This is a genomic window from Shewanella sp. AC91-MNA-CIBAN-0169 (assembly GCF_040310165.1).
In the GTDB taxonomy this organism is placed as follows: domain Bacteria; phylum Pseudomonadota; class Gammaproteobacteria; order Enterobacterales; family Shewanellaceae; genus Shewanella.
Window position 1 is genome coordinate 29,463 of the sequence record NZ_JBEOPM010000003.1, and the last position, 25,646, is coordinate 55,108.

23 protein-coding genes are annotated in these 25,646 nt (G+C 43.7%); 10 read left to right on the plus strand and 13 right to left on the minus strand.

The genetic code is table 11. The features are described from left to right. Nucleotides 1-21: 21 nt before the first annotated feature. Nucleotides 22-465, minus strand: a complete 444-nt coding sequence (locus AAEY98_RS04175; protein WP_101084834.1) for a DoxX family protein — start codon at nt 463-465, stop codon at nt 22-24. Nucleotides 466-610: 145 nt separating this feature from the next. Between AAEY98_RS04175 and AAEY98_RS04180 the strand changes: the two genes are divergently transcribed. The 8 genes from AAEY98_RS04180 to AAEY98_RS04215 all read left to right on the plus strand — a co-directional run bounded on the left by AAEY98_RS04180 (nt 611) and on the right by AAEY98_RS04215 (nt 7,292). Further along, on the plus strand, nt 611-1,504 hold the full coding sequence (locus tag AAEY98_RS04180; protein ID WP_351015162.1) for a LysR family transcriptional regulator: 894 nt from the start codon (nt 611-613) through the stop codon (nt 1,502-1,504). Nucleotides 1,505-1,670: 166 nt separating this feature from the next. Next, nucleotides 1,671-1,856 carry a type 2 periplasmic-binding domain-containing protein gene (locus AAEY98_RS04185; protein WP_351015165.1) on the plus strand — a complete coding sequence of 62 codons (186 nt, stop codon included), beginning with the start codon at nt 1,671-1,673 and terminating at the stop codon, nt 1,854-1,856. 130 nt (nt 1,857-1,986) lie between these two features. Then, a complete protein-coding gene (gene dkgB / locus AAEY98_RS04190; RefSeq protein ID WP_351015168.1) occupies nt 1,987-2,793 on the plus strand; it encodes a 2,5-didehydrogluconate reductase DkgB in 807 nt (268 codons plus the stop codon). A 237-nt stretch (nt 2,794-3,030) separates the two neighbouring features. Then, nucleotides 3,031-3,477 (plus strand): MerR family transcriptional regulator, encoded by a 447-nt coding sequence (locus AAEY98_RS04195; RefSeq protein ID WP_350977296.1) that lies wholly within the window; start codon nt 3,031-3,033, stop codon nt 3,475-3,477. Beyond that, nucleotides 3,477-5,717, plus strand: a complete 2,241-nt coding sequence (locus AAEY98_RS04200; protein ID WP_351015171.1) for a heavy metal translocating P-type ATPase — start codon at nt 3,477-3,479, stop codon at nt 5,715-5,717. The genes AAEY98_RS04195 and AAEY98_RS04200 overlap by 1 nt, the downstream gene beginning before the upstream one ends. A gap of 9 nt (nt 5,718-5,726) precedes the next feature. After that, nucleotides 5,727-6,077, plus strand: coding sequence for a cupredoxin domain-containing protein (locus tag AAEY98_RS04205; RefSeq protein ID WP_162024249.1), 351 nt, complete (start codon nt 5,727-5,729; stop codon nt 6,075-6,077). Between the two features lie 179 nt (nt 6,078-6,256). Next, a complete protein-coding gene (locus AAEY98_RS04210; RefSeq protein ID WP_351015174.1) occupies nt 6,257-6,769 on the plus strand; it encodes a DUF2937 family protein in 513 nt (170 codons plus the stop codon). Nucleotides 6,770-6,818: 49 nt separating this feature from the next. Next, a complete protein-coding gene (locus AAEY98_RS04215) occupies nt 6,819-7,292 on the plus strand; it encodes a peroxiredoxin (RefSeq protein ID WP_101084842.1) in 474 nt (157 codons plus the stop codon). 109 nt (nt 7,293-7,401) lie between these two features. Here the strand turns inward: AAEY98_RS04215 and AAEY98_RS04220 are convergent, their stop codons facing one another. From AAEY98_RS04220 to AAEY98_RS04265, 10 genes are all read right to left on the minus strand, one after another. Beyond that, nucleotides 7,402-9,348 (minus strand): methyl-accepting chemotaxis protein, encoded by a 1,947-nt coding sequence (locus AAEY98_RS04220; RefSeq protein WP_351015177.1) that lies wholly within the window; start codon nt 9,346-9,348, stop codon nt 7,402-7,404. 118 nt (nt 9,349-9,466) lie between these two features. After that, nucleotides 9,467-10,807, minus strand: coding sequence for a two-component system sensor histidine kinase EnvZ (gene envZ, locus AAEY98_RS04225; RefSeq protein ID WP_101084844.1), 1,341 nt, complete (start codon nt 10,805-10,807; stop codon nt 9,467-9,469). A 3-nt stretch (nt 10,808-10,810) separates the two neighbouring features. Next, nucleotides 10,811-11,536, minus strand: a complete 726-nt coding sequence (ompR, locus tag AAEY98_RS04230) for an osmolarity response regulator transcription factor OmpR (RefSeq protein ID WP_101084845.1) — start codon at nt 11,534-11,536, stop codon at nt 10,811-10,813. 117 nt (nt 11,537-11,653) lie between these two features. Then, a complete protein-coding gene (locus tag AAEY98_RS04235) occupies nt 11,654-12,460 on the minus strand; it encodes a hypothetical protein (protein WP_182743400.1) in 807 nt (268 codons plus the stop codon). A 221-nt stretch (nt 12,461-12,681) separates the two neighbouring features. Continuing rightward, on the minus strand, nt 12,682-13,587 hold the full coding sequence (gene cyoE, locus AAEY98_RS04240) for a heme o synthase (protein ID WP_101084847.1): 906 nt from the start codon (nt 13,585-13,587) through the stop codon (nt 12,682-12,684). A 12-nt stretch (nt 13,588-13,599) separates the two neighbouring features. After that, nucleotides 13,600-13,929, minus strand: coding sequence for a cytochrome o ubiquinol oxidase subunit IV (cyoD, locus tag AAEY98_RS04245; RefSeq protein WP_101084848.1), 330 nt, complete (start codon nt 13,927-13,929; stop codon nt 13,600-13,602). Continuing rightward, a complete protein-coding gene (gene cyoC / locus AAEY98_RS04250; RefSeq protein WP_162022049.1) occupies nt 13,929-14,552 on the minus strand; it encodes a cytochrome o ubiquinol oxidase subunit III in 624 nt (207 codons plus the stop codon). Before cyoC ends, cyoD begins: the two co-directional genes overlap by 1 nt. Beyond that, the gene (gene cyoB / locus AAEY98_RS04255; RefSeq protein WP_123778776.1) at nt 14,552-16,534 is read right to left on the minus strand and encodes a cytochrome o ubiquinol oxidase subunit I; all 1,983 of its coding nucleotides are present in this window, start codon (nt 16,532-16,534) and stop codon (nt 14,552-14,554) included. Before cyoB ends, cyoC begins: the two co-directional genes overlap by 1 nt. A gap of 2 nt (nt 16,535-16,536) precedes the next feature. After that, nucleotides 16,537-17,586, minus strand: a complete 1,050-nt coding sequence (cyoA, locus tag AAEY98_RS04260; protein WP_351015182.1) for a ubiquinol oxidase subunit II — start codon at nt 17,584-17,586, stop codon at nt 16,537-16,539. 181 nt (nt 17,587-17,767) lie between these two features. Then, entirely contained in the window at nt 17,768-18,100 is a 333-nt protein-coding gene (locus AAEY98_RS04265; protein ID WP_351015185.1) for a hypothetical protein, read from the minus strand. 801 nt (nt 18,101-18,901) lie between these two features. On the opposite strand from AAEY98_RS04265, the gene AAEY98_RS04270 reads away from it, so the two are divergent. Further along, nucleotides 18,902-19,714: a RecX family transcriptional regulator gene (locus AAEY98_RS04270; protein WP_162022052.1), complete on the plus strand. Its 813-nt coding sequence runs from the start codon at nt 18,902-18,904 to the stop codon at nt 19,712-19,714. 186 nt (nt 19,715-19,900) lie between these two features. Here AAEY98_RS04270 and AAEY98_RS04275 read toward each other — a convergent pair whose 3' ends face one another. Beyond that, nucleotides 19,901-21,277, minus strand: coding sequence for a lyase family protein (locus AAEY98_RS04275; protein ID WP_101084854.1), 1,377 nt, complete (start codon nt 21,275-21,277; stop codon nt 19,901-19,903). A 92-nt stretch (nt 21,278-21,369) separates the two neighbouring features. On the opposite strand from AAEY98_RS04275, the gene acnA reads away from it, so the two are divergent. Next, nucleotides 21,370-24,096 (plus strand): aconitate hydratase AcnA, encoded by a 2,727-nt coding sequence (gene acnA / locus AAEY98_RS04280; protein WP_162022054.1) that lies wholly within the window; start codon nt 21,370-21,372, stop codon nt 24,094-24,096. Nucleotides 24,097-24,408: 312 nt separating this feature from the next. On the opposite strand, the gene AAEY98_RS04285 is transcribed toward acnA, so the two are convergent. Then, complete coding sequence (locus AAEY98_RS04285; protein WP_351015189.1) at nt 24,409-25,380, minus strand: GGDEF domain-containing protein; 972 nt, start codon at nt 25,378-25,380, stop codon at nt 24,409-24,411. Nucleotides 25,381-25,646 lie beyond the last annotated feature (266 nt).

Consider the following 25,646-nt stretch of genomic DNA (forward strand, 5'->3'; position numbering starts at 1 on the left):
ATAAGTGATCAGTACGGAAAATTAAGACAGTTTGCTTACAATGGCTTTATCTAGCGCGACTTTGCCTGAACCTGATAGTGCAAGTGACACACTGGCAGCCAATAGTGCTAACGCAAATTCATAACCGTTGTTTGCCATAAATAAACCGTTGCTAATATGCACGCTAGCAATGGCGATAATCATGGTGAATGCTAATACAACCGCTGCTGGACGAGTCAATAAACCCAATAAGATGAACAGTCCGCCAACCAATTCAGCGCTACCGGCTAAGAAAGCCATTAACACGCCGGGCTCAATCCCAATCGATGCCATCCACTGTCCTGTACCTTCAAGGCCATAACCGCCAAACCAACCAAACAGTTTTTGGCCGCCGTGAGCCATAAAAATAATCCCAACAGGTAAGCGTAATGCCAAAGTGCTAAAACCTGCAGTAGAGTTTGTGATGCGTTTAACGAGTGCTTTCATGGTCTATATCCTCAATAAATTTAAACATTAATTGTTTCTAGTGAGCCTCTCTCACTGGTTGATAAGAAGTATATTGAGACTTGATTGAATAAAAAATCGGAATAAACTGACGTAAAGGTTCAAATTATTTGAATATGGAGAGTTGATGCAAAATCCGATTACTATTGACGCATTACGTGCCCTAGATGCGATTGAACGTAAGGGCAGCTTTGCTGCTGCAGCGGCATCGTTATATCGAGTACCGTCAGCGCTGACTTACACCATCAAAAAACTTGAAGATGATATGGGCACGGCGTTATTTGACCGCACAAAGCAAAAAGCACAACTGACGCCAGCAGGTAAAATTGTGTTAGAGCAAGGGCGGCAGATTTTGTTAGCAACCAATCGGTTGGTTGATTCTGTGCAGCAATTAGAGTCTGGTTGGGAAACTGAAATTCGGCTATCACGCGACACGGTCATCCCCCAGGGGACGTTGTTTCAATTAATTGAACAATTTAATCAGCTAGAACACTCGGTCGACATTAGTGTCGATGTTGAAGCCGTAGGTGGTGGTTGGGATGCATTGCACAGCCGACGCGCCGATATTGTGATTGGTGCGTCTGGTGAGTTACCAAGAGGTGTATTTCAAACCCATAAAATAGGCGAAATTGAATTTGTATTTGCGGTTGCGCCATATCATCCATTGGCGTTTGTTGATGGCGTATTAGAAGCCGACAAACTAACTGACTATGCTTCGGTGGTGGTCGCCGATACATCACAACTTTTACCTACTCGCAGTAGTGGCCTTTTTAAAAGCAAACAAGTGATTAAAGTTAACACCATGGAAACCAAGATAGCAGCACAGTTACAAGGACTAGGTATTGGTTTTGTACCCAGACACATGGTGCAATGCTACTTTGATAGTGGTGAGTTGATTGAAAAAATGTGTTCAATTCCAAGACCGAATCAAAGTTTGTACATTGCTTGGCATAAAGACCATCAAGGCCGTGCATTTGACTGGTTTGTGGAGCATTTACCTAAAGCCGACTGGAGTTTGTAACATCTGGCTGTGAGCATAATGTTAACGACTAATTTCAAGTCGCAGGTACGACCTCAAATTAGCGTTAATCTATTGAATCGACATAAGCGTGATATTGAGTATCGATGTTTATGTCGTTGCTTAACTATCCCCTTAACTACTCGCTTGAATACTCATTTGAGCATTCTTGCTAGCGTTAGTTTTCTTGTCTAATAATGATCTAGCGGCGGGTCGATTAGTACCCATACTGCAGTCGGATAAATTTACTCACATAGAGCGTGAACAAGTGAATGCGGTGTTTTACACATTGTCTATCGTTGCGCGACGTATTTCTGCATTTATTGAGTTTATTCAACCGAGATTAACCTTGTAACTAAGGGCGCGATTTGATCTTTTGACCGACATTTGCAATTTGAACAAAACAGATTTGTCTCGTTGGCTGTTTATTTCTGTTTCTAGTTGGCGCACAGTGTTAGTTCAGATACCGTTTTTAGGAAGACAATATGACCACTATTCCGTTGTTGGGTACAGGTACCTTCAGACTGAAAGATCAACAGGCATTTGATTCAGTGTTAATGGCGTTACAGCAAGGCTCTCGTCACATCGATACCGCTCAGATTTACGCCAATGAAAAACAAGTTGGCGATGCAATTAAGGCATCGGGTATCGCAAGAGCAGATATTTTTCTCACCACTAAGGTGTGGACGGATCGTTTTGCCCACGACAAACTTATTCAAAGCGTGCATGACAGCTTGGCTTTATTGCAAACCGATTATGTGGATTTGTTACTGATACATTGGCCGTTACGCGATGATTCAGTACCTATGCGAGAGTATTTACTGGCATTAAAAGAGGTGCAAGATGCTGGTTTAGCGAAACACATTGGCGTGTCTAATTTCACTATGGCCCAGGTTACACAAGCGATTGAGATTTTAGGTACCGACGCAATATTCACTAATCAGGTTGAAGTACATCCATATTTGCAAAATAACCGACTGGTCGAATTTTGTCAGCAGCACAATATTATGGTGACTGGTTATATGCCATTTGCCTATGGTGCGGTATTAACCGACGACACTATTGTCGCGATTGCGAAGAAACACCAAATGACACCCGCCCAAGCGGTATTAGTGTGGATGCGCCAAAAAGGTTATGTCACTATTCCATCGTCAACTAAGCTGGTAAATGTTCAAGCTAATATTGCCTCATTAGCGTTATCGCTCCCGTCTGTAGACATGGCCGCAATTGATAAGTTAGACCGAAATCATCGTGTGGCGGCGCCTGACTTTAGCCCCGATTGGGATCAATAATTTATCAGCGAATGTGCCAATAGCTTAAGTGCCCACGCAGTTTGCACTCACCATTAGATTATTTATATATCAAGTATCCACGCCGACATGAGTGTTCATATTGGCGTTTTTTATTTTCAGGGTTATTGGCCACTTGACATAGGTGTAAGACATAGGTTTACAGTCGTTGCATATACTCAATAGATTTATTTATGTAGATCTTATTATTTAATACAGTCGTTACCCCAAGGAGTGATTATGCAAGTAAGTGAACTCGCAACGTTATTGGGTGTTACCACAGACACAATTCGTTTTTACACCCGAATCGGCCTGCTCGCACCAACAAAATCGCCTAGCAATGGTTATAAATACTATCGTGACAAAGAAGTGTCGCGGATGCGATTTATTATGAGTGCCAGAAACTTAGGTTTTTCGGTAGATGAAATTAAAGTGATTTTTTCCAAAACCGATCACGGTGAAAGTGCTTGTACCATGGTGAAGCAGCTTATTAGCCAAAAATTGGCCGAAACGGAATTACTGTTCAATGAAACGTTAAAGTTGCGTAATAAGCTGACACAAGCAGTCAACGAGTGGGAAAATCTGCCAGCGTTGGCGCCCACAGGTAACATGGTTTGCCACCTGATTGAGGGGTTTGGTCCAAATCATGAAACCTCTTGCCAGGCTAGCGATAAGGAGTCTTTGTAATGAATACCCAAACAACAACACAATTATTGATAGAGGGTGCAGGTTGTGCCAGCTGTGTTGGCAAAATTGAGAAAGCACTTAAAACAGTCGCGCAAGTAGAGCAGGCTGAAATGAACTTTGCCGATCGCAGTGTGATGGTCACCGGAGAGGTTGAAGTCGCTAGTTTGCTTGAGGCCGTTGAAAAAGCCGGTTATCACGCTATTTTGATTAACGATCAAGGTGGTGCAGATGCTATTGATGAGAAAGAACAGGCAGATGCAATATATTATAAAAGCCTAATAAAACACACTATTGTCGCATTGGCAGTGGGTATCCCACTGATGATTTATGGTTTGTTTATTGGTGACATGACCGTTACTAACCCAATACAACAGCTGGTTTGGGGAGCAATTGGTGTACTGACCTTAGGGATAATGTTCTTCTCCGGCAAGCATTTTTATACTGGCGCATGGAAATCATTTACTCATCATAGTGCCAATATGGACACCTTAATTGCGCTCGGAACAGGCACTGCGTGGGTTTACTCTATGGTGGTGGTATTTGCACCAGATTTATTGCCAGAAATGGCGCGCCATGTCTATTTTGAAGCAACCGCGATGATCATTGGTTTAATCAATCTTGGACTCGCGTTAGAGGTCAAGGCGCGCGGTAAAACCTCGGCAGCGATTAAGCGCTTAATTGGTTTACAAGCTAAAACGGCTAGAGTGATCCGCAATGGTAAAGCGGTCGATATCGATATTGCCTTGGTGCAATTAAACGATAAAGTCAGTGTTCGACCAGGTGAAAAAATTCCCGTAGATGGTGTGGTCGTTGAGGGGAGTAGTTTTATTGATGAATCGATGTTGACGGGTGAACCTATTCCGGTTGAAAAAAGCGTTAATGATGATGTGGTCGCAGGTACATTAAACAAACTGGGATCACTTACTTTTACCGCCACACGTGTCGGTAAAGATACCGCTTTGGCGCACATTATTACTATGGTTAAGCGGGCGCAGAACTCCAAACCGCCAATTGGTCGAATGGCAGATGTTATTTCGAGCTATTTTGTTCCTGCAATGATGATTATTGCCATTATCAGCGCCATGGTATGGCTTAATTTTGGGCCTGAACCCTCAGTGGGATACGCCATAGTGTCGGCGATGACAATTTTAATCATCGCTTGTCCGTGTGCGTTAGGGTTAGCAACACCCATGTCGGTGATGGTAGGTGTAGGTAAAGCCGCTGAATCTGGCGTGCTTATTCGTAATGGTGAAGCTCTGCAAACGGCATCGACTATTACCACCATGATTTTAGATAAAACCGGCACGATTACCGAAGGCGCACCAAAAATCACCGATATCATCGTGGTCAATGGTCGCGAACAAGAACAAGTATTGCAACTGGCGGCAAGTATTGAGCAACATTCCGAGCATCCACTTGCGCAAGCTGTTGTTCAAGCCGCAGCGGATAAGGGATTAGCGTTATTTAATGTTGAACAGTTCACAGCAATAGCGGGCTTTGGCGTTCAAGCCCAATATCAATCGACTCAGTTATTATTTGGTAATGAAAAATTAATGCGCGAAAAAGGCATAGTCTTAAGCGATTATCAACAGCAAGCACAAGCGTTGGCAGCAGACGCCAAAACGCCAATGTATTTTGCTATCGACGGTGAACTCGCAGCAGTGATTGCCGTGGCTGACCCGATTAAAGCAGACTCTGTTGCCGCCATAGCAAGGCTTAAAAGCAGTGGCATTAAGGTCATTATGCTTACCGGAGATAACCACGCGACAGCCGCAGCTGTGGCTGCCAAAGTGGGTGTCGATGACTTTTTTGCCGACGTATTACCGCAAGATAAAGCCAATAAAGTGGCCGAATTACAAGCATTAGGTGAGGTGGTTGGCATGACTGGTGATGGCATTAATGATGCACCTGCGTTGGCGCTAGCCAATGTTGGCTTTGCTATTGGCACCGGAACCGACGTCGCGATTGAAAGTGCCGACATAACGCTAATGCGAGGATCTCTACACGGTTTGGCAGATGCCATCGCGGTGAGTAAGGCGACTTTAGGCAATATTAGACAAAACCTAGTCGGCGCGTTTATTTACAATATGGCGGGTATACCGCTTGCTGCTGGGGTGTTATTTCCGGTGTTTGGCGTATTACTTAACCCTGTGGTTGCTGGTGCTGCGATGGCATTTTCATCATTAACTGTGGTGAGCAACGCCAATCGTTTGCGCTTTTTTAGCCCTCAACAACACTAGGAGTGAATGATGCTATTAATTAATTTATTTTGTGTGGCATTAATTGCCATTATCGTTTGGTGGTTTTGGTTGTATAAACCCAAAGCGACCACTCATCAAGCAAGTAACGCTATTGTGGTTAAAGACGGGGTTTACTCCCCAGCAAGGATAACTGTGCCGGCCAATACCGCGACGCAATTAACCTTTTTACGCCAAGACAAAGCAGGGTGTTCGGCCAGTTTGTTATTTCCAGACTTAGACATTAGCGAAGAGCTACCACTGGATAAATCTGTGGTAATTTCGCTGCCAGCATTAGCCAAAGGTGAGTATCCGTTTCATTGCCAAATGCAGATGTATAAAGGGGTATTACTGGTTGAGTAAACCTAGATAGTAGCCATGCTAAGCAGGTATCACTCTCACCTTGATGCTTGTCGCTAGGCACATAAACTTTCAAAAAAGCCACACAATTACGTAAGTTAACATCTGTTTATTCAAGATGCTTACTTGCGTAATTGGTGATATTCTGAGGATTCATTTACAACTGATTTTTCGATGACATCATGATACGACGTTTAATGGATTACTTTCGCTTAGTGTTGTTTATTTGTGGTGTCTTGATTGGTATTCAAGTCCCTGCTTTTGTCGAACAATACGGCCAACGACTCGAAGCTCATCAGCTTGAAGCTAAACTCAGTTTGGCAGAATTTCAACGTGATGCAGACCGTTTTTTTGCTGGAGACATCAGTAAACTTATCCTTCACTATCAACAAAATAACGATCCGGTGTTTAGTGCCGGTGGTGAAAGTATTGAGTCAATATACCAACGTTATACATCACTCACCGAAGCGTTGAGTCGTTTTCATCAACACAGTTATAGTCCTTATCAGCAAATAGCATTAGCCCCACAAAAAGACATTCAAGCTGAGGTCTGGCAGGCTTATAGCCATGTGATTTTATTGAAACCAGAGGCGATTGCCATTGGGTTGCTGCTAGGGTTATTGATCTCGATATTGTGTGAATCAGTATTATTTATTTTGTATTTGGGTTGTCGCAGGGTATTTTCCCCAAGGTAACCTTTCTGTTTAACAAGGGTTAATAGCCTCTAATAATCAAGGAAATATTATGATCGCTACAGGACAATCTTTACCAAAAGCTACCTTAAGCCAACTGACAAAAGACGGCATGGTTAATCACGATGTTACTGAGCTTTTCGCCGGTAAAAAAGTGGTATTGTTTGCTGTACCAGGTGCATTTACACCAACCTGTTCAGAAGCTCATTTGCCAGGTTTTGTTGTACTTGCAGACGAGTTTAAAGCTAAAGGTGTTGACCTTATTGCTTGTGTTGCAGTTAATGATGCATTCGTAATGAAAGCATGGGGCGAAGCCCAAAATGCTTCTGAATTAATGATGCTAGCCGACGGTGATGCAAGCTTCGCAAAAGCGTTAGGCTTAGAAATGGATACCGCCGGTTTTGGTGGCGTTCGTTCACAGCGTTATGCGATGGTGATCGACAATGGCGTGGTGACTTTACTGAATGTTGAGGAAGGTAAGTCATTTGAAGTCAGCACTGCTGAAGCGGTAATGGCTGCACTGTAATCTATAATATGTCTCAGTAGTAGAGACTTAACAGTACAGTAAAATGGGCGCCAATATGGCGCCCATTTTTATGATTAAAACAGCGATACCGCAAATTTGTCAGTATTGATTATCCGCGGATGCCTAAGTGTTGTTCAATATTATCGACACTGTTACTGACCTCAAGCGCAATCGTTTCACTTTGTTCAAACGCATCTTTAGCATGCAGCATTAGGCTATCCATCGCGATGACAAATTCATCAAGATGCCCCACCTGTTGCTTAGCATGTTCACTCCCTTGGCTCGCACTGCTCGCCATCTCTTGAGCTTGCTGTTGTACTTGCAACGCAACATCTAACAAACTCTGGGCTCGACCTTTCTGCTGTGCAGATGCTTCGCTGATGTCGTTTACGCTGTGGCTAAGTGCTGTGTTAGAGCGGGTTAGTTGCTCGAAAATAGCCATTATGTCTTTTAATGATTGTTGAGTCCGTTGCGATAAACTGCGCACTTCATCGGCCACCACCGCAAAACCACGACCTTGCTCACCTGCACGAGCGGCTTCAATGGCGGCATTTAAGGCCAATAAGTTAGTTTGGTCGGCGATATTACTAATAACATCCACAATTTTAGCCGCGTCGTTAACTGATGTACTGAGTTGGGTTAGTGAGTGGTTACATTGATTGACCTTGGTTAACGTATGATCGGTCGCATCTAACACCGCTTGGGCTTCTTTTTGGCTTGCTTGCATATCATGCATGGTTTGTTCTGCACTGGCAGTTACTAAACTAGACGACCGGTTTACTTCATTTGCAAGAGTAATTAAATCAGCGGTTTGTGATTGCGTTTGTTGTACCACATGTTGCGTTTGTTGCGTGCTAGTTGATAAGAAACCAATTTTGGCGACTAGCTCACTCAATGAGTTAGACACCTGTGCCATATTACTTTTTTGTTGTTCGTCATCTTGTTCAAATCGCTGTAAAAGGCGATTAAAGTGTGCCGCAATTTGGCCTGTTTCGCATTGGCTGGTCACGGGTAATGGTTCACGTTGATTCGATTCGCTTAACATTGAAAAAGCATGATTTAAACGTTTAAGTGGGCTAACGACTCGACGTTGTTGTAATACTAAATAACCAATAGAAAACAATGCTATCAATGTCACCATGGTGTATAGCAGCCACTGTAAACGGATTTTAAGTTGTTCATCGGTTACGGCTTGCGTGTCGGCTAGTGTCACCAGTTGTTGTTCCACTAGACTGGTGGCGTTTATTAGCGCTGCTTGTACCTGTTGATTATCGCTGAGCATTTGCTTGGTATTACTCACTTCTTTGCTATAGCGTTGGGTCAAACTGAGTAATTCTGCCCGTGGGGTTTCACCGGTTTCAATACGTTCCGGTTCGTCATCACCTAAGGCGAATTCATCCACTTCTTCGGTGCGATAAATACCCAGCAAAGATAGCTTCTCCAAATCGTCATGCCATGTATTGAGGGCCTTTATTGAAAAATTAAGACTATTACTGACTCCGGTATCTTGATCAATCAATAAGGCCTGAGTCTGCTGTGATAATTGATAAACTAAGCTGGGTAACTTAAGGCTAAGCGTAAGATATTGCTGCGCGGTATTTGAGTCATTTGGAGCTGATTTGGCATAGCGATGTAAACTACCGCTGTAATCGAGCATTTCTGATTCAGCAAAAGCCAGTAGTTGGCGTGGGTTACCGGCCAGTTTTCCTGCTGCACGGTATTTAGTGTCTAAGTCGCCAATTAATTGAGTCATTAAGGTGGTCAGTGAAGCACTATCAAGCTGTGGGTGAGCAGAATGTAACTGGGTAATATTGACGGTTATGCGGGTTATATCACTACGGGCTTGTTCGAGATAATTGCTTTGCCCTGTTTGTAAGTAGCTATCAATATTCCGGCGAACATCATATTGAAAGGTATGTTGAATATGTTGTAAATCGAGGTTTAATTTTTCACTCGTTTGTCGTTGTTGGTTACTCCATAACACAGTGGCAGCGAGTAATGCCGCAAGCACTAATAATAAGGCGGATGCACTAAGGGATAGGGTTGATATCTTCATAGGTAAATGAGTTCACATAAATGCCAATATGTGTATTTTATGGCACTAATGTTACAGTCTTTCGTGACTTCACTTTATCTATGAGTTGAGTCATGTGGGTGGTGAAATATGGCCGTTGTTAGTTGTAGAGGTTTTTGTCGATTAACGGCAGCCACACTTGCGCTTTTAAGCCACCTTGAGGGCGATTAGACAGTTTAACTTTGCCGTGATGACGGTCGATAATGCGTTTAATAATCGCCAGTCCTAGGCCTGAACCAACACTGCCACGTGCGGTATCGCCTTGAGTAAAGGGTTGAAAGAGCTGTTCAACTTGGTCTTCATTAATACCAGGGCCATTGTCTTCTACACTAAAGCACAAGTATTGACCTTGATTATATGAGCTGATTTTTATCCACCCGTTACCATAGCGGAATGCGTTTTCGACTAAGTTACTTAATACGCGTTTTATCGCCACACTATTGATGGCTATTTCGGGACAGTCAGCCAGAGATAACTCAATGGTGCCTTCGCGGTGTGACTCTTGTTGGCTGATTTCTTGGATCAAACGATTAATTTGGTCGGGTTCACGTATGCCTTCTTGGTCGTTACGAATATAAGCAATAAATTGATTAATAATCGCATCCATGTCTTCAATATCAGTGACAATGCCTTCTTTCAAATATTGGTCGTCTTCTACCATCATTTCTGACGCTAAGCGTATGCGAGTCAATGGCGTGCGTAGATCATGTGAAATCCCTGCCATTAGCAAGGCGCGGTCTTGCTCAAGCTGCTTCATGCTATTGGCCATTTGGTTAAAGGCATGAGTAACTTCAACAATTTCGGTTGAACCAATCAATGGTAACGTCGGAGGGAAATCGCCTTTAGACACGGTTACTGCCGCTTTTTGTAAGCGTTTAAGCGGACGATTTTGTCTGCGGGCAAACAGCCAGCCACCGGCGACACTGAGCCCGCCAATCACCAGTAAATATAATGTTAGTGGAGACAGGTCTGATTCATTAATACCTGTGAGCGGCACTTTAATCCATAAAGAAGGGGCTTGTGGCGGTTTAATCCACACATCGAGCTTTTCACCTTGCGAAAAACGCACTTCAGCTTCGCCGCCAAGATAAACCGACATTTGTTCTGACAAGAAACTGTAATAAGTGGCTTGGCCGAGTCCGGCTTCTTGCGCTTGTTTTTGGTTATAAACGGTCATGCCATCGTCACGCACTTTGGCGTTTAAGGCATCCACCATGGTGAGATGTTCACGACCAACATCAACCCCATCAACAAATAGTATATTGATTTGGCGGGCAATCAGTTGGTTAATTTGCTCATAACTGGGCTTGATAAAGTAAACGGCGACAGACCAATATGACACTAATTGATTGATCAACAGTAAGCTGCCAATCAACAATACGGTTTGACTAAAAGCGCTTCTGGGCAAGAAGCGTTGCCACCATTTTAACTTGAGTTTCATGGATTACTTACGCGTGGTGCCGTCGGGTACAAATACATAACCTAAACCCCAAACCGTTTGAATATAACGTGGGTTAGCGGCATCTTTTTCAATTAAACGGCGTAGACGTGACACCTGAACATCGATTGAACGCTCAAGGGCAGAGTAGTCACGGCCACGGGCCAGGTTCATTAATTTGTCACGTGATAGTGGCTCTCGAGGATGGTTTACCAGCACTTTAAGTACGGCAAATTCACCACTGGTCAGGGCAATACTTTCATCGCCATGAAACATTTCACGAGTGGCTAAATTTAGCGAAAACTCGCCAAACTCAATCATTTCTTCTTGCTGAGCTGGTGCGCCTGGTACTTCAACAATTTGACGACGCATAACCGCTTTAATACGTGCTAATAATTCACGTGGATTAAACGGTTTAGGTAAATAGTCATCAGCGCCTAGCTCTAGGCCAATAATACGATCAACTTCATCGCCTTTAGCGGTTAGCATCACAATCGGGATAGGGTTCTCTTGCTGACGTAAACGGCGACAAATCGACAAACCATCTTCACCGGGTAGCATGAGGTCGAGCACCAGTAGATGAAAGTTTTCGCGCTCTAGTAATCTATCCATTTGTTCAGCATTGGCAGCGCTGCGAACTTGGAAGCCTTGCTCAATTAAGTAACGTTCTAATAACGAACGTAATCTCATGTCGTCATCGACAACGAGAATCTTAGAGGTTTCTTGGCCCATGACATATCCTTTTAACGCTAAATTGATACCAGCAATGACTCAGTATGAAGTGTAATCGCTTGAATTTGAATAGCTGATTGTGGCAGAAATTGTAACTAAATAGCTGTAAATGTTTGTTTATCGCTTAAATAGCAACAAATGGTCAGTTAAATTACCAGTATCTACGCTAAACGATAATGCCAATTGCTGTTTGCTAGGCTGATAAACCATGCTGGGACTAGTACTGGGTAAGTTAGATGTGTGTTGGAGATGGCTATTAAAAACGGGCTCAAAGGTTAGCTGATTTTGGTGTAATTCAAACCGTCCCCATTGTAAGTGAGTGACGTGCTCATTGGCTTGTGGGTCTTGGTGTAGGTTAATGTTCACCATGGCGTAATAGCCATTGTCGAGCAGTACCAAGCTACTCAGCGCTGGGGTAGACAATTGATGCCATACACCATAGACCGATTGGTTTGGGGTGAAGCCATACTGATGTTGCTCATCCGCAATGCTATCGGCATTGGTATCTATGGTTAAGGCGAGTTGTAACGACTGTGATGTCAGCGTCATGTTTAATTGCGGATACTCGAATTGATATGCGGCTAATCCTTGTTGGGCATTATTGCTGTAGCTAGGGATAAAGTTAGCAGTTGTTGATTGCAGATCCAAGCGTCCCCATTCTGCAACGCTATTTTGTGGCGCGCTTAAGTTAAGTTCTAGGTGTAAGTAGCTGCGATTATGATTTAACTGCAACAAGGTAATACGTTCAGGTGTGTTGATTACCCAATCACCAAATACGTTGTTTTTTGCTTCTTGGATCGTCGGTTTCTCGCTAGCTTGCAGTGGGTTTGCCAACAGTAAACAGCCGGTCAGCAGGAAGGGAATGAGGCTTATTGAGCTAAGCGACGGGATGTCGGGTTTGTTGCCTGTTAACACGGTAAACATAAGATCCCTTTATGTTTGATGATGCGGTTAAAAACGAAAAATAGAATTGCATGCGGTAATTTTAATCAGTCTTAAACCTTAGTCTTTAATGCGGATTTATCAAATAAAAAAGCCCGCAGCATAATGCCACGGGCTTGAAGCCTTGATTGAGTTTAGCCTTTTATTGAACTTAGCCTTTTACTGAGCTTAGTCACTTATGGCACCAATGTAAGTAAAGGCGCTTAGGTTACTACTTGAAAGTCCAATGCCATGGTCACGCTTAATGCGGTAATGGTAATAATGGAAAATCCAAATACTTGTCTAGCCCAAGACTGCAAATTGATGCCGCGACGATAACCTTTTAACGCCATCGCTAGCCACCATAAACTGGTGGCAAAGGTCACGGCCATAAAGGCAATACCTGTGTAACCCGCCAGCGGTAATAGTGCGCTAACCAATGCAAAAACAGCAATGTACAACACGATATGCAACTTAGCTTTAGCCATGCCTTGGGCAACCGGTAATACCGGAATATTAGCAGCGGCGTAGTCGTCAAAGCGAAAAATCGCAATCGCATAAGAGTGGGGCATTTGCCATAGGCTAAACATCAGCAGCAAAATAATTGCGCCCATGTCCATTTGCCCGGTGACCGCACAATAGCCAACGACCGGTGGCACGGCACCCGAAAAACTGCCTACTAGGGTGCCGTAAACCGAGTTGCGTTTCATGTACAGGCTGTACACCCCGACATAAACCACATAGCCAATGGCGGCAAATAACACCGCTAAGCTATTAGTGAATATCGCCAGCATGGTAAAGCCTACAACACCCAAACCAATACCAAAGCTCAATACCGCTTGTACTGATATTTCACCGGTAACGGTAACTCGGTTTCGAGTACGCTTCATCTTGGCGTCGATGTCGCGATCAATGCAGTTATTGATTGCGCAACCCGACGCTACCACCAAAGATAAACCTATCATGGTGGCAAACATCAAGGTCATATCAACATTGCCTTGAGCCGCGAGTAAAAAGCCGCCTGCGACAGAAATTAAATTGCCCATGATGATGCCTGGTTTGGTTACCTGAACATATCCTCGTAAGCGTGAGGTTAATTGTGCTGACATAGATTGACCTTGATTATTCATGCTAGCTGTCGGTTACATCATCAATTCATTGGCTGCGTAGATAATCCACACAGACAAACCCACAACCATGACAATAATCAAGGCCGTGAATAAGAACGAGAATGTATTGATTCTGCCTTCTTTAGAAAAATCTAAATGGAGGAAGTATTTCAAGTGCACCACGATTTGCACGATAGCCGCAGCGACGACAATCCATAAGGTGGTGTCATGATCAAAGCTGTGAGTCATTACCGACCAAAATGGAATACCGGTTAAGATCACTGATAATACAAAGCCGACTAAATATGACTTAACGCTAGCGCCAAAGTCGCCCTCGGCATGACTTGAATGTGCATTGCTCATCACAAGACTCCTAACAAATAAACAACGGTAAACACACACACCCACACGATGTCTAAGAAATGCCAAAACAAACTTAAGCAACTCAAGCGGGTGATGCTGCGATTATTTAAACCGCACTTGACGACTTCGACCATCATGATCAGCATCCAAATTAAGCCCGCGGTAACATGCAAGCCATGCATGCCAACTAAGGCAAAAAATGCTGATAAAAAGGCGCTGCGATCTGGGCCATTGCCATGTTCAATTAAGTGATGAAATTCGTACACTTCCATCGCGATAAACACACAACCCAACGCAAAGGTGATTAATAACCAGCCTAAAGTTGCAGCTTTCTTTTGGTGTCTTGCGCAAATCATGGCAAAGCCATAAGTAATACTACTGACCAACAAGGCGGCGGTTTCGATAAGCACGAAATCTAATTCGAAAATATCTTTACCCGACACACCACCGTCGGTGTTCATAAACAACACCGCATAAGTCGCAAACACAGAGGCGAACAAAATACAGTCGGTCATTAGATAAATCCAAAAACCGAACAAGGTGTTACCGCTAGTGTCATGATGATCATCATGGTGATCTGCAGCGTGAGCCACGTGTAAATCTGCTTGAATAGCAATACTCATTATCGGCCCCTTGCTACGTTATCTAAGTGTGCATTTTCAATACGTGCGACTTCATCTGGCTGCACGTAATAGTCAACGTCATTGTCGTAAGCGCGCAGTAAAAACAACACAAACGTACCGGCAAAACCGACAATGGCTAACCACCAAATATGCCAAATAGCAGCAAAGCCCATGGCCGTAATACACGCGGCCATAGCAATACCGCTGGCAGTATTTTTAGGCATGTGGATCGGCTGGTATGTTTCACGACGTTGATAGGCAGTGCCTTTTTCTTTCATGTCGGTGAACGCATCAATGTCAGTTACAGGATCTAACTGAGCAAAGTTATAAAACTGTGGGGGTGAAGATGTTGACCATTCAAGCGTGTGGCCATTCCATGGATCGCCTGTGGTATCCAGGTTTTGCTCACGGTCACGGAAGCTCACATACAATTGGACAAACTGTAAAATAATACCCACAAGAATGATAAATGCGCCGACTACGGCAAAGTAAAGCCAGAAGTTCCACGCTGGGTTGTCGGTGTGGTTAATACGACGTGTCATGCCCATAAAACCAAGCACGTACAACGGCATAAAGGCCACATAGAAGCCAATTTGCCAGCACCAAAATGATGCCTTACCTAAGCGTTCATTGAGTGTGAAACCCATCGCTTTAGGGAACCAGTAAGCAAAACCAGCCATGTAACCAAATACCGCACCACCAATAATGGTGTTATGGAAATGGGCGATTAAAAACAAGCTGTTATGCAGTACGTAATCGGCACCAGGTAATGCTAACAATACCCCGGTCATGCCGCCGATGGTGAAGGTCACCATAAAGCCTAAAGACCACAATACTGGCACGGTAAAACGTAAACGGCCGCGATAAATGGTAAATAGCCAGTTAAACAGTTTTACCCCGGTCGGCACCGCAATCACCATGGTCATTACGCCGAAGAAGGCGTTAACGTTAGCGCTTGAACCCATGGTAAAGAAATGGTGTAACCACACAATAAAACCAAGCACCGAAATCGCACCGGTTGCCCACACCATTGAGGTGTAACCAAATAAACGCTTTGAGGTAAAGGTTGAAAACACTTCAGAGAAAATACCGAAAGCCGGTAATACCAAAATGTATACTTCAGGATGACCCCAAGCCCAAAACAGGTTGATGTACATCATGGCGTTACCGCCACCATCATTGGTAAAGAAGTGGAAATCTAAATAACGGTCTAAGGTCAACATGCCTAAAACAGCGGTTAAAATTGGGAATGATGCAACGATTAACACGTTAGCCCAAGTACAGGCCCAAGTGAAAATAGGCATTTGCATTAGCTTCATGCCAGGTGCACGCATTTTTAACACGGTGGCGATAAAGTTCACCCCAGTTAAGGTTGTCCCGATACCGGATATCTGCAAGGCCCAGATATAATAATCAACCCCCACCCCCGGACTGTATGCCAGCTCAGACAATGGCGGATAAGCTACCCAACCGGTTTTAGCAAACTCACCGAGTCCTAGCGATATGTTAATTAACACCGCGCCAGAGGTGGTTAGCCAAAAACTTAAGTTGTTTAAGAATGGGAATGCGACATCGCGAGCACCAATCTGTAATGGCACGACCAAGTTCATCAGACCAATCATAAATGGCATTGCCATAAAGATAATCATGATCACGCCGTGGGCTGTGAAGATTTGGTCGTAATGTTCTGGTGGTAAATAGCCCGCAGCGCCGTTAGTGGCAAGTGCTTGCTGAGTTCGCATCATAATCGCGTCAGAAAAACCACGGACCAGCATTACCATCGCTAATACGATATACATAATACCGAGTTTTTTGTGGTCAACCGAGGTTAACCAGTCGTGCCAAAGCACGCCCCATTTTTGATGTTTAGTAATTAAGGCCGCAATGATGACACCAATAATGGCGACAGCCGCTAGGGTCACCATAATAATGGGTTCATGATACGGAATAGACTCGAGTGTTAATTTTCCAAGAAATGACATGATTACTCCGCCTCCCCAGAAGCAGTCGAAGAGTGCTCTGTGGTTGAGTGTGTAGGGGATGAAAGTCCAGAATGTTGTTCAGCGTCCATGTCTTTCATATGCTGCATATCTTTCATATGTTCGGTATGTTCCATACCAGACATTGATTTCATGTTGCCCATGTCATGCATACCTTCCATGCCTTCCATACTGTCCATTGGTTTCATATTCGAGTCAGGGTGCATGTATTGCATAACAATGTGGTTAAACATGCCTTTTTGCACTGACCCATAATATTGAACAGGATTATTTTCGCTCTTTTGAGCTAGTTGCTCATATTGCTCAACATCCAAGGTATTCCCTTGTTGTTTTATTTTGGCAACCCACGCATCAAAATCGCCGGCTGTTGCAGTCGCAATGGCATTAAACTTCATGCCCGCAAAACCAGCGCCACTGTAGTTAGCTGAAATACCTTTAAAAGTACCAGGCTCGTTTGCGATAAGGTGTAACTTGGTCGCCATGCCAGCCATTGAGTAGATTTGACTGCCTAACTGCGGAATGAAAAATGAATTCATTGCCGTGTCTGAAGTGATTTTGAAGTTAACCGGCACGTTCGCAGGGAAGGCCAATTCGTTAACCGAAGCAATACCATATTCTGGATAAATAAATAACCATTTCCAATCCAGTGACACCACTTCAACTTTTACCGGTTTAGCATCATGAACAAGCGGTTTATAGGGGTCTAAGTCATGGGTCGAATTCCAAGTGATAACACCAAGAATGATCACGATAACAATTGGTACAACCCACACCACAATTTCAATAGCGGTTGAGTGCGCCCATTTAGGTGCATAAATTTCTTCATCGCGGCCATCACGGTATTTCCAGGCAAAATACAAGGTCATGAAAATCACCGGAATAACCACAATCAGCATCAGTAATGTCGCCACAATAATGAGATGCTTCTCATCTATACCGATTTGACCCTTGGGATCCAGCACGCCGCCTTCACAGCCTGCGAGCATAAATGCTAATGCAGCTAGCGCTGGTTTACTTAAATTTCGAATTAACAAAGGAAGATTCCTCTCACCTTAAAAGCTTACTACGCTACCAATTGGGGGATCGGCAGTTGCAGAATAATCATCGAATGCAAATAACTGCACCAAAGGACTCGCTCAAATCAATTAACAGTGATTTTGGCGTACGTCTTAAGGCAATATAGATTTTGCGAATGATGTATTTAAATTAAAATATTTAAGCTTGTAGAGGAGGGGCGCGGCAACCATGTGCCGTGTATTCAAGGGATTTAGGGGCAACAACAGATAAGGCACTTAGCGCGTAGCTAAGAGCAAGAAGATTACAAAATGTAGAATTGAGATTGAATAAACGCCAAAATTGCTCGATCACCAATGGGTTTAATATTAGTAGGCCCAGAAAGCTAGCGCCCATAACTTCAGCTAGTAAAGTGTCAACAACGGCAATAAATTCACTGATATCGACGACATGCCCCATCGACATAGATAATGAATCAGCTAAGGGTTGCAGCAACAGTAACCCGAAACACAACGTTAAATGTGCTTTACTCAATTTAGACAGCCTTGCGATGCGATTAAGCGGCTTAGCTAGGTATCGGCAAAGAGTTAGATTCAAGAAACGATTCCAAACGAGCTCAAAGGAGTGGGTAGTTGAATCAATAGATCCAGCTGACGATTTTCATTGGCAGGAGAATAACAAGAAGGCGCTATTGATTGAAAGTAAATCAGAGTAGTAAAACAGCGGAATTATTAAATAAACTTGAATTCGAACAATATCTATACTGTTTATTTACATGTTTAACTGTTTTGTTACTTGTCGATAGCTCAAAAATCACAAATCTGTGATCCATACACCTAATATAGATGGGTGGATGTCATCAGATACAAGCGCCTTAATTCAACAATCCTAACATCTATAGATACGCCCTTGAGGGGTTGTGAGGATCATATTTTTTTCGATCTAAAATATTTTCTGGCTTCTGTATTGTTACCAATCGATATCGCAATAAATGCTTGGGGGACAGCAGATTATCTATTAAGGTTATTAGCGGCTGTCACCGCCAGTTCAGCAACGTCAAATAGACAAGCAATAATCGTCTTATGACTCGAGTATAAAGATCTTCTATCCATTGATGTTCCGTTGCGGATAATGCTGCTAAGTGACTAATGATGCAGCTTTAGTACAACAAGTCTTCATCAATAAATAACTCTATAATCCATTTAAAAATCTGTATTCCATTCACTATAAAGGCGGTTTTTTAAATCATTTAAACAATGAAATATCTAGATCTTTCTCAATAACTGACTGAACTGCTACACTCATTTTGATTATGTTAAGGTAAGATTAATTTTTATGCAGCGTCCACCACTACGTCAAGCCAAAACCATCGATAACGTTTTTAATAGTGCTTATTGGCATCTTGGCCAGCAAGACTTTACCATTAACGAAATTCGCACCAAGCTTGAGCGTAAAACCGACAATCAACAATGGATTGATACCGTACTCGCCAGACTCATCGAGGGCGGTTATTTAAAAAGTGATTTTGACTTTGCGGTACGTTACTGCGAGTTAGCTTTTAGTAACGAAATCGGTATTGGTGCCATAAGACGTAAGTTACAGCTGCGCGGCGTAAGTGCTACAGAGATTGATACCGCGATTGAGCAAGTGATGCACGAGCAAACAGTGGACCTTTTTGAGTTAGCCACATCGCGATTGCTGAGTCGGTTTGAAAATTTCTATGGTACCAACATAGAAAAAGTCTATTCCCAGATGACCACAAAAGGTTTCTCTCGGGCTGAAATTGATCACGCATTAGCACAACATCCACAACGTGAAACCCTGCGCAGTAAATTAGCCCTCAAAGCCGACAAAGCCGATTTAACCACTGAAATAATCAAACTGTTTAATAAAGGCAAAGGTAAAACCCTTATCTTGCAGGAATTAAAGCAGCGACTGATTGATGTAAGCGACTTTGAAGAAACCTTGTACCAACTAACGCTAACAGAAGACGTCGATTTTTATCAAAGCTGCAAAAATGAACTGGCTAAGAAACGCTATAACTTAGCGGACTATAAAGAAAAGTCGAAAGCGTATGCCTATTTATCCCGTAAAGGATTTGGCAGTGATGAAATAAAAGAGGCAATGACGCTAGATGACGAGTCATAACGTTTACCGCCGATATCACTGAGACAACGGATATCGGCAGACTTCTTACGACTCACTACTCACGATTTTTCATTCACCATTGCACTTTTACCGACTTGAGTGATGGCTAACATCTAACATCTAACAGCTAACATCTTCAATCTCAAATTTATGTTATTCACCCAACTATTGTCAGTTTGGTGGCTGTTATTCATTAGGTTTTGCCAGATGCAACGGGTCGAGTATCGCTTGGAGTTTATCTTCGTCTAAATCGGTTTCTTCAAGCGCAATGGCTAATACTGATTTATGTTCTTTATCTGCTCGTTTAGCAATTTTTGCGGCCATATCGTACCCCACTACTGAATTAAGTGCGGTAGCTAGAATGGGGTTTTTCTCTAATGCCTGGGTCAAATGTTCTGCATTGGGCTTAAATTCGGCAAACACTTTATCGGTCATGGCTTGGCAGGCATGGGTTAATAAATCAATACTGGACAGTAGTTTGTCGGCAATCAGTGGCAGCATCACATTCAACTGAAAATTACCCGATTGTGCCGCGATGGTGATGGTTGCTTCATTGCCGATGACTTCAGCGGCAATCATGGCTACGGCTTCTGGGATAACGGGGTTAACCTTACCGGGCATTATCGATGAGCCCGGTTGCAGCGCCGTTAAGCTAATTTCTTGTAGTCCTGCAACAGGGCCAGAGTTCATCCAGCGTAAATCATTGGCGATTTTCAATAACGTAACCGCTAACCCTTTGAGCGCCGAAGCCATGGCTAAGGTGTGATCTTGGCTACTCATATACAACGCAGGGATTGGCGCCGCCTGCCAAGGGATCTGATCTTGCTGTTGTAAATCATCACATGCAAGTTTGGCAAAATTGGGGTCACAATTAACGCCAGTGCCCACCGCAGTGCCGCCCAATGGCAAATGATGCAGGCTCAGCGCTACTTGCTGTACCCTAGCTTGAGCACCGTTTAGCTGTTGTTGCCAGCATTGCAGTTCTTGGCCAAGTGTAATCGGCATGGCGTCCATTAAATGGGTGCGACCAGTTTTGACTGTATTTGAATACTCATCGGCCAAAAACGTTAATCTGTCACTTAAGCCCTGAATGGCCGGATATAATAAGCCCTTTAATTGCCTAACCGTACTAATATGAATACAGGCGGGCACCACATCGTTACTGCTTTGACCCATATTAATATGATCATTAGGATGAACTTTTGCCTGTAAAATGTCGCTAGCGAGGCTGGCAATCACCTCATTAACATTCATATTAGAACTGGTGCCAGAGCCTGTTTGGAACAAATCAATTGGAAAGTGCTGCGAAAAATCAAGCTTCTTACTGGCGATAATCGCTTGTTGAATTGCTTTGGCCATAGCGTTATCTAACAAGCCGAGTTGGCTATTAGCCTGTGCTGCAGCTGATTTTATGTCGAGTAGGGCGAGTATTGCTAGCGACGGAAAGCGTCGCTCAGAAAACTGAAAGTTATCTCGTGCACGTTGAGTTTGCGCCTGGTAATAAACATCATCTGGCACCTGAACTTTCCCCATGCTGTCATATTCTATACGTATCTTACTCATAAGGTTTTCGACTCGATTTTTGATTGGGATATGTTAGTGTGTTCACTAAGCTTAGCAGGAAGTGCCAGTAAACGTTTATAGGGAGATCAGTAATGAACGATTCTATGCAATTATTGAAACAGATTGAAAGTAATGACAAAACTTTCCGGTATTACAGCTTTGATCGACTAGCAGAACACTACGATTTATCCCGCTTACCCTTTGCGGCAAAAATATTATTAGAAAATCTACTGCGTTATGAAAATTCGGAATTTGTCCAGCCGAAGGATATTGAAATTTTGGCCCGCTGGGATCTGGATAACTGGTCTGAAACCGAAATTGCCTTTGTCCCTTCTCGAGTCATTCTACAAGATTTTACCGGTGTACCTTCAGTCGTCGATTTAGCCGCTATGCGTGATGCAATCGTGACATTGGGCGGCAATGCCGACGCTATTAATCCACTGAACCCGGTGGAGCTGGTTATTGACCACTCAGTGATGGTCGATGTATTTGCCGAAACAGGGGCGTTGCAAAAAAATACTGCCATTGAAATTCAACGAAACCGCGAACGATATCAGTTTTTGCGTTGGGGTCAGCAAGCCTTCGACAACTTTAAAGTGGTACCGCCCGGGCGCGGTATCGTGCACCAAATCAATCTGGAATATCTGGCGAGAGTGGTCTTTGTCAAAGAAGATGAAGATAACCTATTGTATCCAGACACCTTAGTCGGAACCGATTCTCATACCACCATGATCAACGGTTTGGGGGTATTAGGTTGGGGCGTCGGCGGCATTGAGGCTGAGGCCGCGATGTTAGGCCAACCCGTGACGATGTTGTTACCCGAAATTGTCGGATTTGAATTTATCGGTAAATTGCCTCCAGGGGTTACCGCTACCGATCTGGTGTTAACCGTGACCGAACAACTGCGCTCATTTGGCGTGGTAGGTAAGTTTGTTGAATTTTTTGGTGCCGGTGTCGATCAATTAACCTTGGCCGATAGGGCGACCATTGCCAATATGGCGCCAGAATACGGTGCTACTTGTGGCATTTTCCCGATTGACCAACAAACACTAGATTACCTAAAGCTTACTGGTCGTGATCCAGAGCATATCGCGCTGATCAAGGCATATCTTAAACAGATGGGTATGTGGGCCAGTGCATCCGACAACAAAGCCTGTTATCACGCCAGCTTACAACTGGATTTAGGCAGTATTGTGCCTTCTATCGCTGGCCCCAAAAGGCCACAGGACAGAATTGCACTTGAGCAAGCTGGAGTCAGTTTCCGTCAGTGGTTGGATAGTCAGATCCCTGTTAGCCACATCGACGCCGAAGGTAAAGACGAGCTGGCAAGCGAGGGTGGCCCATCAGTGCAAGTTTCCGTCGTTGATGGTAGTACCGGTGTTGCTTGCCGTTATCGAGATAAAGACTTTGTGCTGGAAGCTGGCGCGGTAGTGATAGCGGCGATAACCAGCTGTACTAATACCTCTAATCCATCGGTGTTAATCGCCGCCGGACTATTGGCCAGAAACGCTCGTGAAAAAGGCTTACAGGTTAAACCGTGGGTGAAAACCAGCTTTGCACCTGGCTCACAGGTAGTGACGGATTATTTAATAAAATCAGGTCTTAATGTCGATTTAGATGCACTAGGCTTTCAGTTGGTTGGCTACGGCTGTACCACTTGTATTGGTAATTCCGGCCCATTGCCTCAACCCGTCAGCGAAGCGATACAACAGGGCAGGTTAAAGGTGTGTTCGGTGTTGTCGGGCAACCGTAACTTTGATGGACGTATCCATCCAGAAGTGCAAGCCAATTACTTAGCATCGCCGCCATTAGTGGTGGCATATGCATTGGCCGGTAATATGAAAGCCGATATGGTCACTGAGCCATTGGGTGAAGATGCTGATGGTAATGCGGTGTATTTAAAAGATATCTGGCCAGACAATCAGGAAATCCAGCAGGTCATGGCCAGCGCGGTGCAAAGTGAGATGTTTGTTTCCCGTTATGCCGATGTATACAGCGGCGACGCAGACTGGCAAGGGCTTGAGGTGGTACAGAGCCAAAAATATAACTGGCCCGATTCCACCTATGTTAAACAGCCGCCATTTTTTGATGGGATCAGTGCCGAAATACCGAAAATTATGGCTATCGACAATGCCCGTTGTTTACTTAAGTTAGGTGATTCGGTCACTACCGACCATATTTCACCTGCGGGATCTATTGCCCCAGACAGCCCTGCCGGAGACTATTTACAGCAAGCTGGAGTCGCCATTAAGGACTTTAACTCTTACGGTTCACGCCGTGGCAACCATGAAGTAATGATGCGCGGCACCTTTGCCAATGTAAGGCTAAGAAACCTGCTGGCACCGGGAACCGAAGGCTGTTGGACACGTTCAATGCCTAACGGTGAGTCGATGACAGTATTTGATGCCGCTATGCAGTATCAGCAACAAGGTACGCCTTGTATTGTGCTGGCAGGTAAAGAATATGGCACCGGTAGCTCACGAGACTGGGCGGCCAAAGGGCCTGCATTGTTGGGGGTAAAAGCGGTTATCGCGCAAAGTTATGAGCGTATTCACCGTTCTAATTTGGTTGGAATGGGTATCTTGCCACTGCAGTTTATGCCTGATGACAGTGCAGAATCGCTAAACCTCACAGGTGAAGAGCAATTTAGTATTCCTGCGGTAAGCGCCGAGCAGAAAACCGTGAATGTATCAGTGACCGACAAAGCGGGTAAGCAACATTCGTTTGAAGCTAAAATCCGCATTGATACCCCTAATGAGTTTAGTTATTACCGACATGGCGGCATCTTGCATTATGTATTACGTAATTTAGCGAGGTAATTTAGTTAAGTCTTCTCGCTCAGTCGCTTGGTTTTAACCTAAGGTTATGACCTGCTTTAAATAACCCGTAAATAGGTTCAAGTTTAACGACTTGAGCCTATTTTTTTGAGTGAAAAAATGAGCTGCTACGACGGGAAGATAAGTTGTTTGCTTATGTTGATTTAGGGATTATGTTGATTTAGGGATTATGTGGCGCAAGCTTTGTAAACTCATTTATGCCCACTACGAACAAAAGAGGTTACTACTTCCCATTTTTTTAGATTAATTTTCAATACATTAATCTGTGAGGGTAAAGCCTTTCGTGCCTATGTATTAGTCACTGAAGACGACATCATCACGACCTCTGTTTTTTGCGAGATAAAGTGCTTCATCTGCGCGTTGTAGCCATGTGTCTGCCGTTGTACCTGGAACCCAGAGTGCGACACCAAATGACACGGTTATTTCTTCGCCATCTGGATTTTTCAATTCTTTTTTAATCGCCGTTCTCAGGCTGTCAAAATACGCTGGTTGTTGATTACTGCTCTCGGGAATTAATAGCACAAACTCCTCCCCGCCAAAGCGATAAAGCCGATCATATTTACCAATGTGCGAAGTGGTAATCGTCACAAAATTTTTAAGGATTTGGTCGCCCACAGCATGACCGAATTTATCATTAACCCTCTTAAAGTAATCTAAATCTAGGATGGCTAGCCACTGCCTAATACTGTGGCTATCGGCGTTGGATAACACCTCATTCATATCTGAACTCATGGCGCGGCGATTAAATGCACCTGTGAGTGGGTCTATCGTATTGAGATCTTCCAGCAAGCGAAATTGCTTGGCACTGTGGCTGGCATAAACGAAAACACACAATGACAACATCAAGTTTGTCACAATGAAGGAGTCCTCTGATATGGTGGCAAAAATGTTAGATAGTTTTACTACAGCAACGCCGGCGACAGCATTAATACCAAGGGCTTCAATTGGCTTTACCAGAACAAAAGTGCTGGCGAAAACAGGGTAAATCCACAAAAAACTATCTATTCCGTTAGCAATAACAATAACGACAACACCGACATTAATAAATATTGCTATCACCGCGCTTACGATGCGGATTTTTTTTACATAATGTGCATAAGTAACTAGCGCTATGATGCCTAATATCAGCGTAATATCAATAATTGCAGCCGTAAAGTTACCAGCAAGATAACGTATCACCACAAAAGGAGAAATCCCCAATACAGCCACGGCGCTGAGTAGCAACAATAGTGACAGTTGATATTTTTCCTGCAGCTGATTGATCATAATGCACTCGCAATAAGTTTAATTATTATGTTGTTCAAACTGAGACATTAACAAGTTGAAACCCCTGTTTTGCTTGTTAAAAATCACCAGTATCTTTGGCTTAGAATACTACACCTTTCACGATTTAGTTTTGGTTATATTTCGTGCAAATATTGTCTAGTCATCATTTCGTTTAAAATCATTATCGTCATCTCTATTAAGGGTTATCTTTATCCTTACGCTTCGATTATGCTCGCTTGTTAACATCAGTTTTCGTGCTGAAGCTC

What these genes read in the sequence shown, in the direction of transcription:
- AAEY98_RS04175 (WP_101084834.1), bottom strand. Translation starts at nt 465, where the DNA reads ATGAAAGCACTCGTTAAACGCATCACAAACTCTACTGCAGGTTTTAGC.
- AAEY98_RS04180 (WP_351015162.1), top strand. Translation starts at nt 611, where the DNA reads ATGCAAAATCCGATTACTATTGACGCATTACGTGCCCTAGATGCGATT.
- dkgB (WP_351015168.1), top strand. Translation starts at nt 1,987, where the DNA reads ATGACCACTATTCCGTTGTTGGGTACAGGTACCTTCAGACTGAAAGAT.
- AAEY98_RS04195 (WP_350977296.1), top strand. Translation starts at nt 3,031, where the DNA reads ATGCAAGTAAGTGAACTCGCAACGTTATTGGGTGTTACCACAGACACA.
- AAEY98_RS04200 (WP_351015171.1), top strand. Translation starts at nt 3,477, where the DNA reads ATGAATACCCAAACAACAACACAATTATTGATAGAGGGTGCAGGTTGT.
- AAEY98_RS04205 (WP_162024249.1), top strand. Translation starts at nt 5,727, where the DNA reads ATGCTATTAATTAATTTATTTTGTGTGGCATTAATTGCCATTATCGTT.
- AAEY98_RS04210 (WP_351015174.1), top strand. Translation starts at nt 6,257, where the DNA reads ATGATACGACGTTTAATGGATTACTTTCGCTTAGTGTTGTTTATTTGT.
- AAEY98_RS04215 (WP_101084842.1), top strand. Translation starts at nt 6,819, where the DNA reads ATGATCGCTACAGGACAATCTTTACCAAAAGCTACCTTAAGCCAACTG.
- AAEY98_RS04220 (WP_351015177.1), bottom strand. Translation starts at nt 9,348, where the DNA reads ATGAAGATATCAACCCTATCCCTTAGTGCATCCGCCTTATTATTAGTG.
- envZ (WP_101084844.1), bottom strand. Translation starts at nt 10,807, where the DNA reads ATGAAACTCAAGTTAAAATGGTGGCAACGCTTCTTGCCCAGAAGCGCT.
- ompR (WP_101084845.1), bottom strand. Translation starts at nt 11,536, where the DNA reads ATGGGCCAAGAAACCTCTAAGATTCTCGTTGTCGATGACGACATGAGA.
- AAEY98_RS04235 (WP_182743400.1), bottom strand. Translation starts at nt 12,460, where the DNA reads ATGTTTACCGTGTTAACAGGCAACAAACCCGACATCCCGTCGCTTAGC.
- cyoE (WP_101084847.1), bottom strand. Translation starts at nt 13,587, where the DNA reads ATGAATAATCAAGGTCAATCTATGTCAGCACAATTAACCTCACGCTTA.
- cyoD (WP_101084848.1), bottom strand. Translation starts at nt 13,929, where the DNA reads ATGAGCAATGCACATTCAAGTCATGCCGAGGGCGACTTTGGCGCTAGC.
- cyoC (WP_162022049.1), bottom strand. Translation starts at nt 14,552, where the DNA reads ATGAGTATTGCTATTCAAGCAGATTTACACGTGGCTCACGCTGCAGAT.
- cyoB (WP_123778776.1), bottom strand. Translation starts at nt 16,534, where the DNA reads ATGTCATTTCTTGGAAAATTAACACTCGAGTCTATTCCGTATCATGAA.
- AAEY98_RS04270 (WP_162022052.1), top strand. Translation starts at nt 18,902, where the DNA reads ATGCAGCGTCCACCACTACGTCAAGCCAAAACCATCGATAACGTTTTT.
- AAEY98_RS04275 (WP_101084854.1), bottom strand. Translation starts at nt 21,277, where the DNA reads ATGAGTAAGATACGTATAGAATATGACAGCATGGGGAAAGTTCAGGTG.
- acnA (WP_162022054.1), top strand. Translation starts at nt 21,370, where the DNA reads ATGAACGATTCTATGCAATTATTGAAACAGATTGAAAGTAATGACAAA.
- AAEY98_RS04285 (WP_351015189.1), bottom strand. Translation starts at nt 25,380, where the DNA reads ATGATCAATCAGCTGCAGGAAAAATATCAACTGTCACTATTGTTGCTA.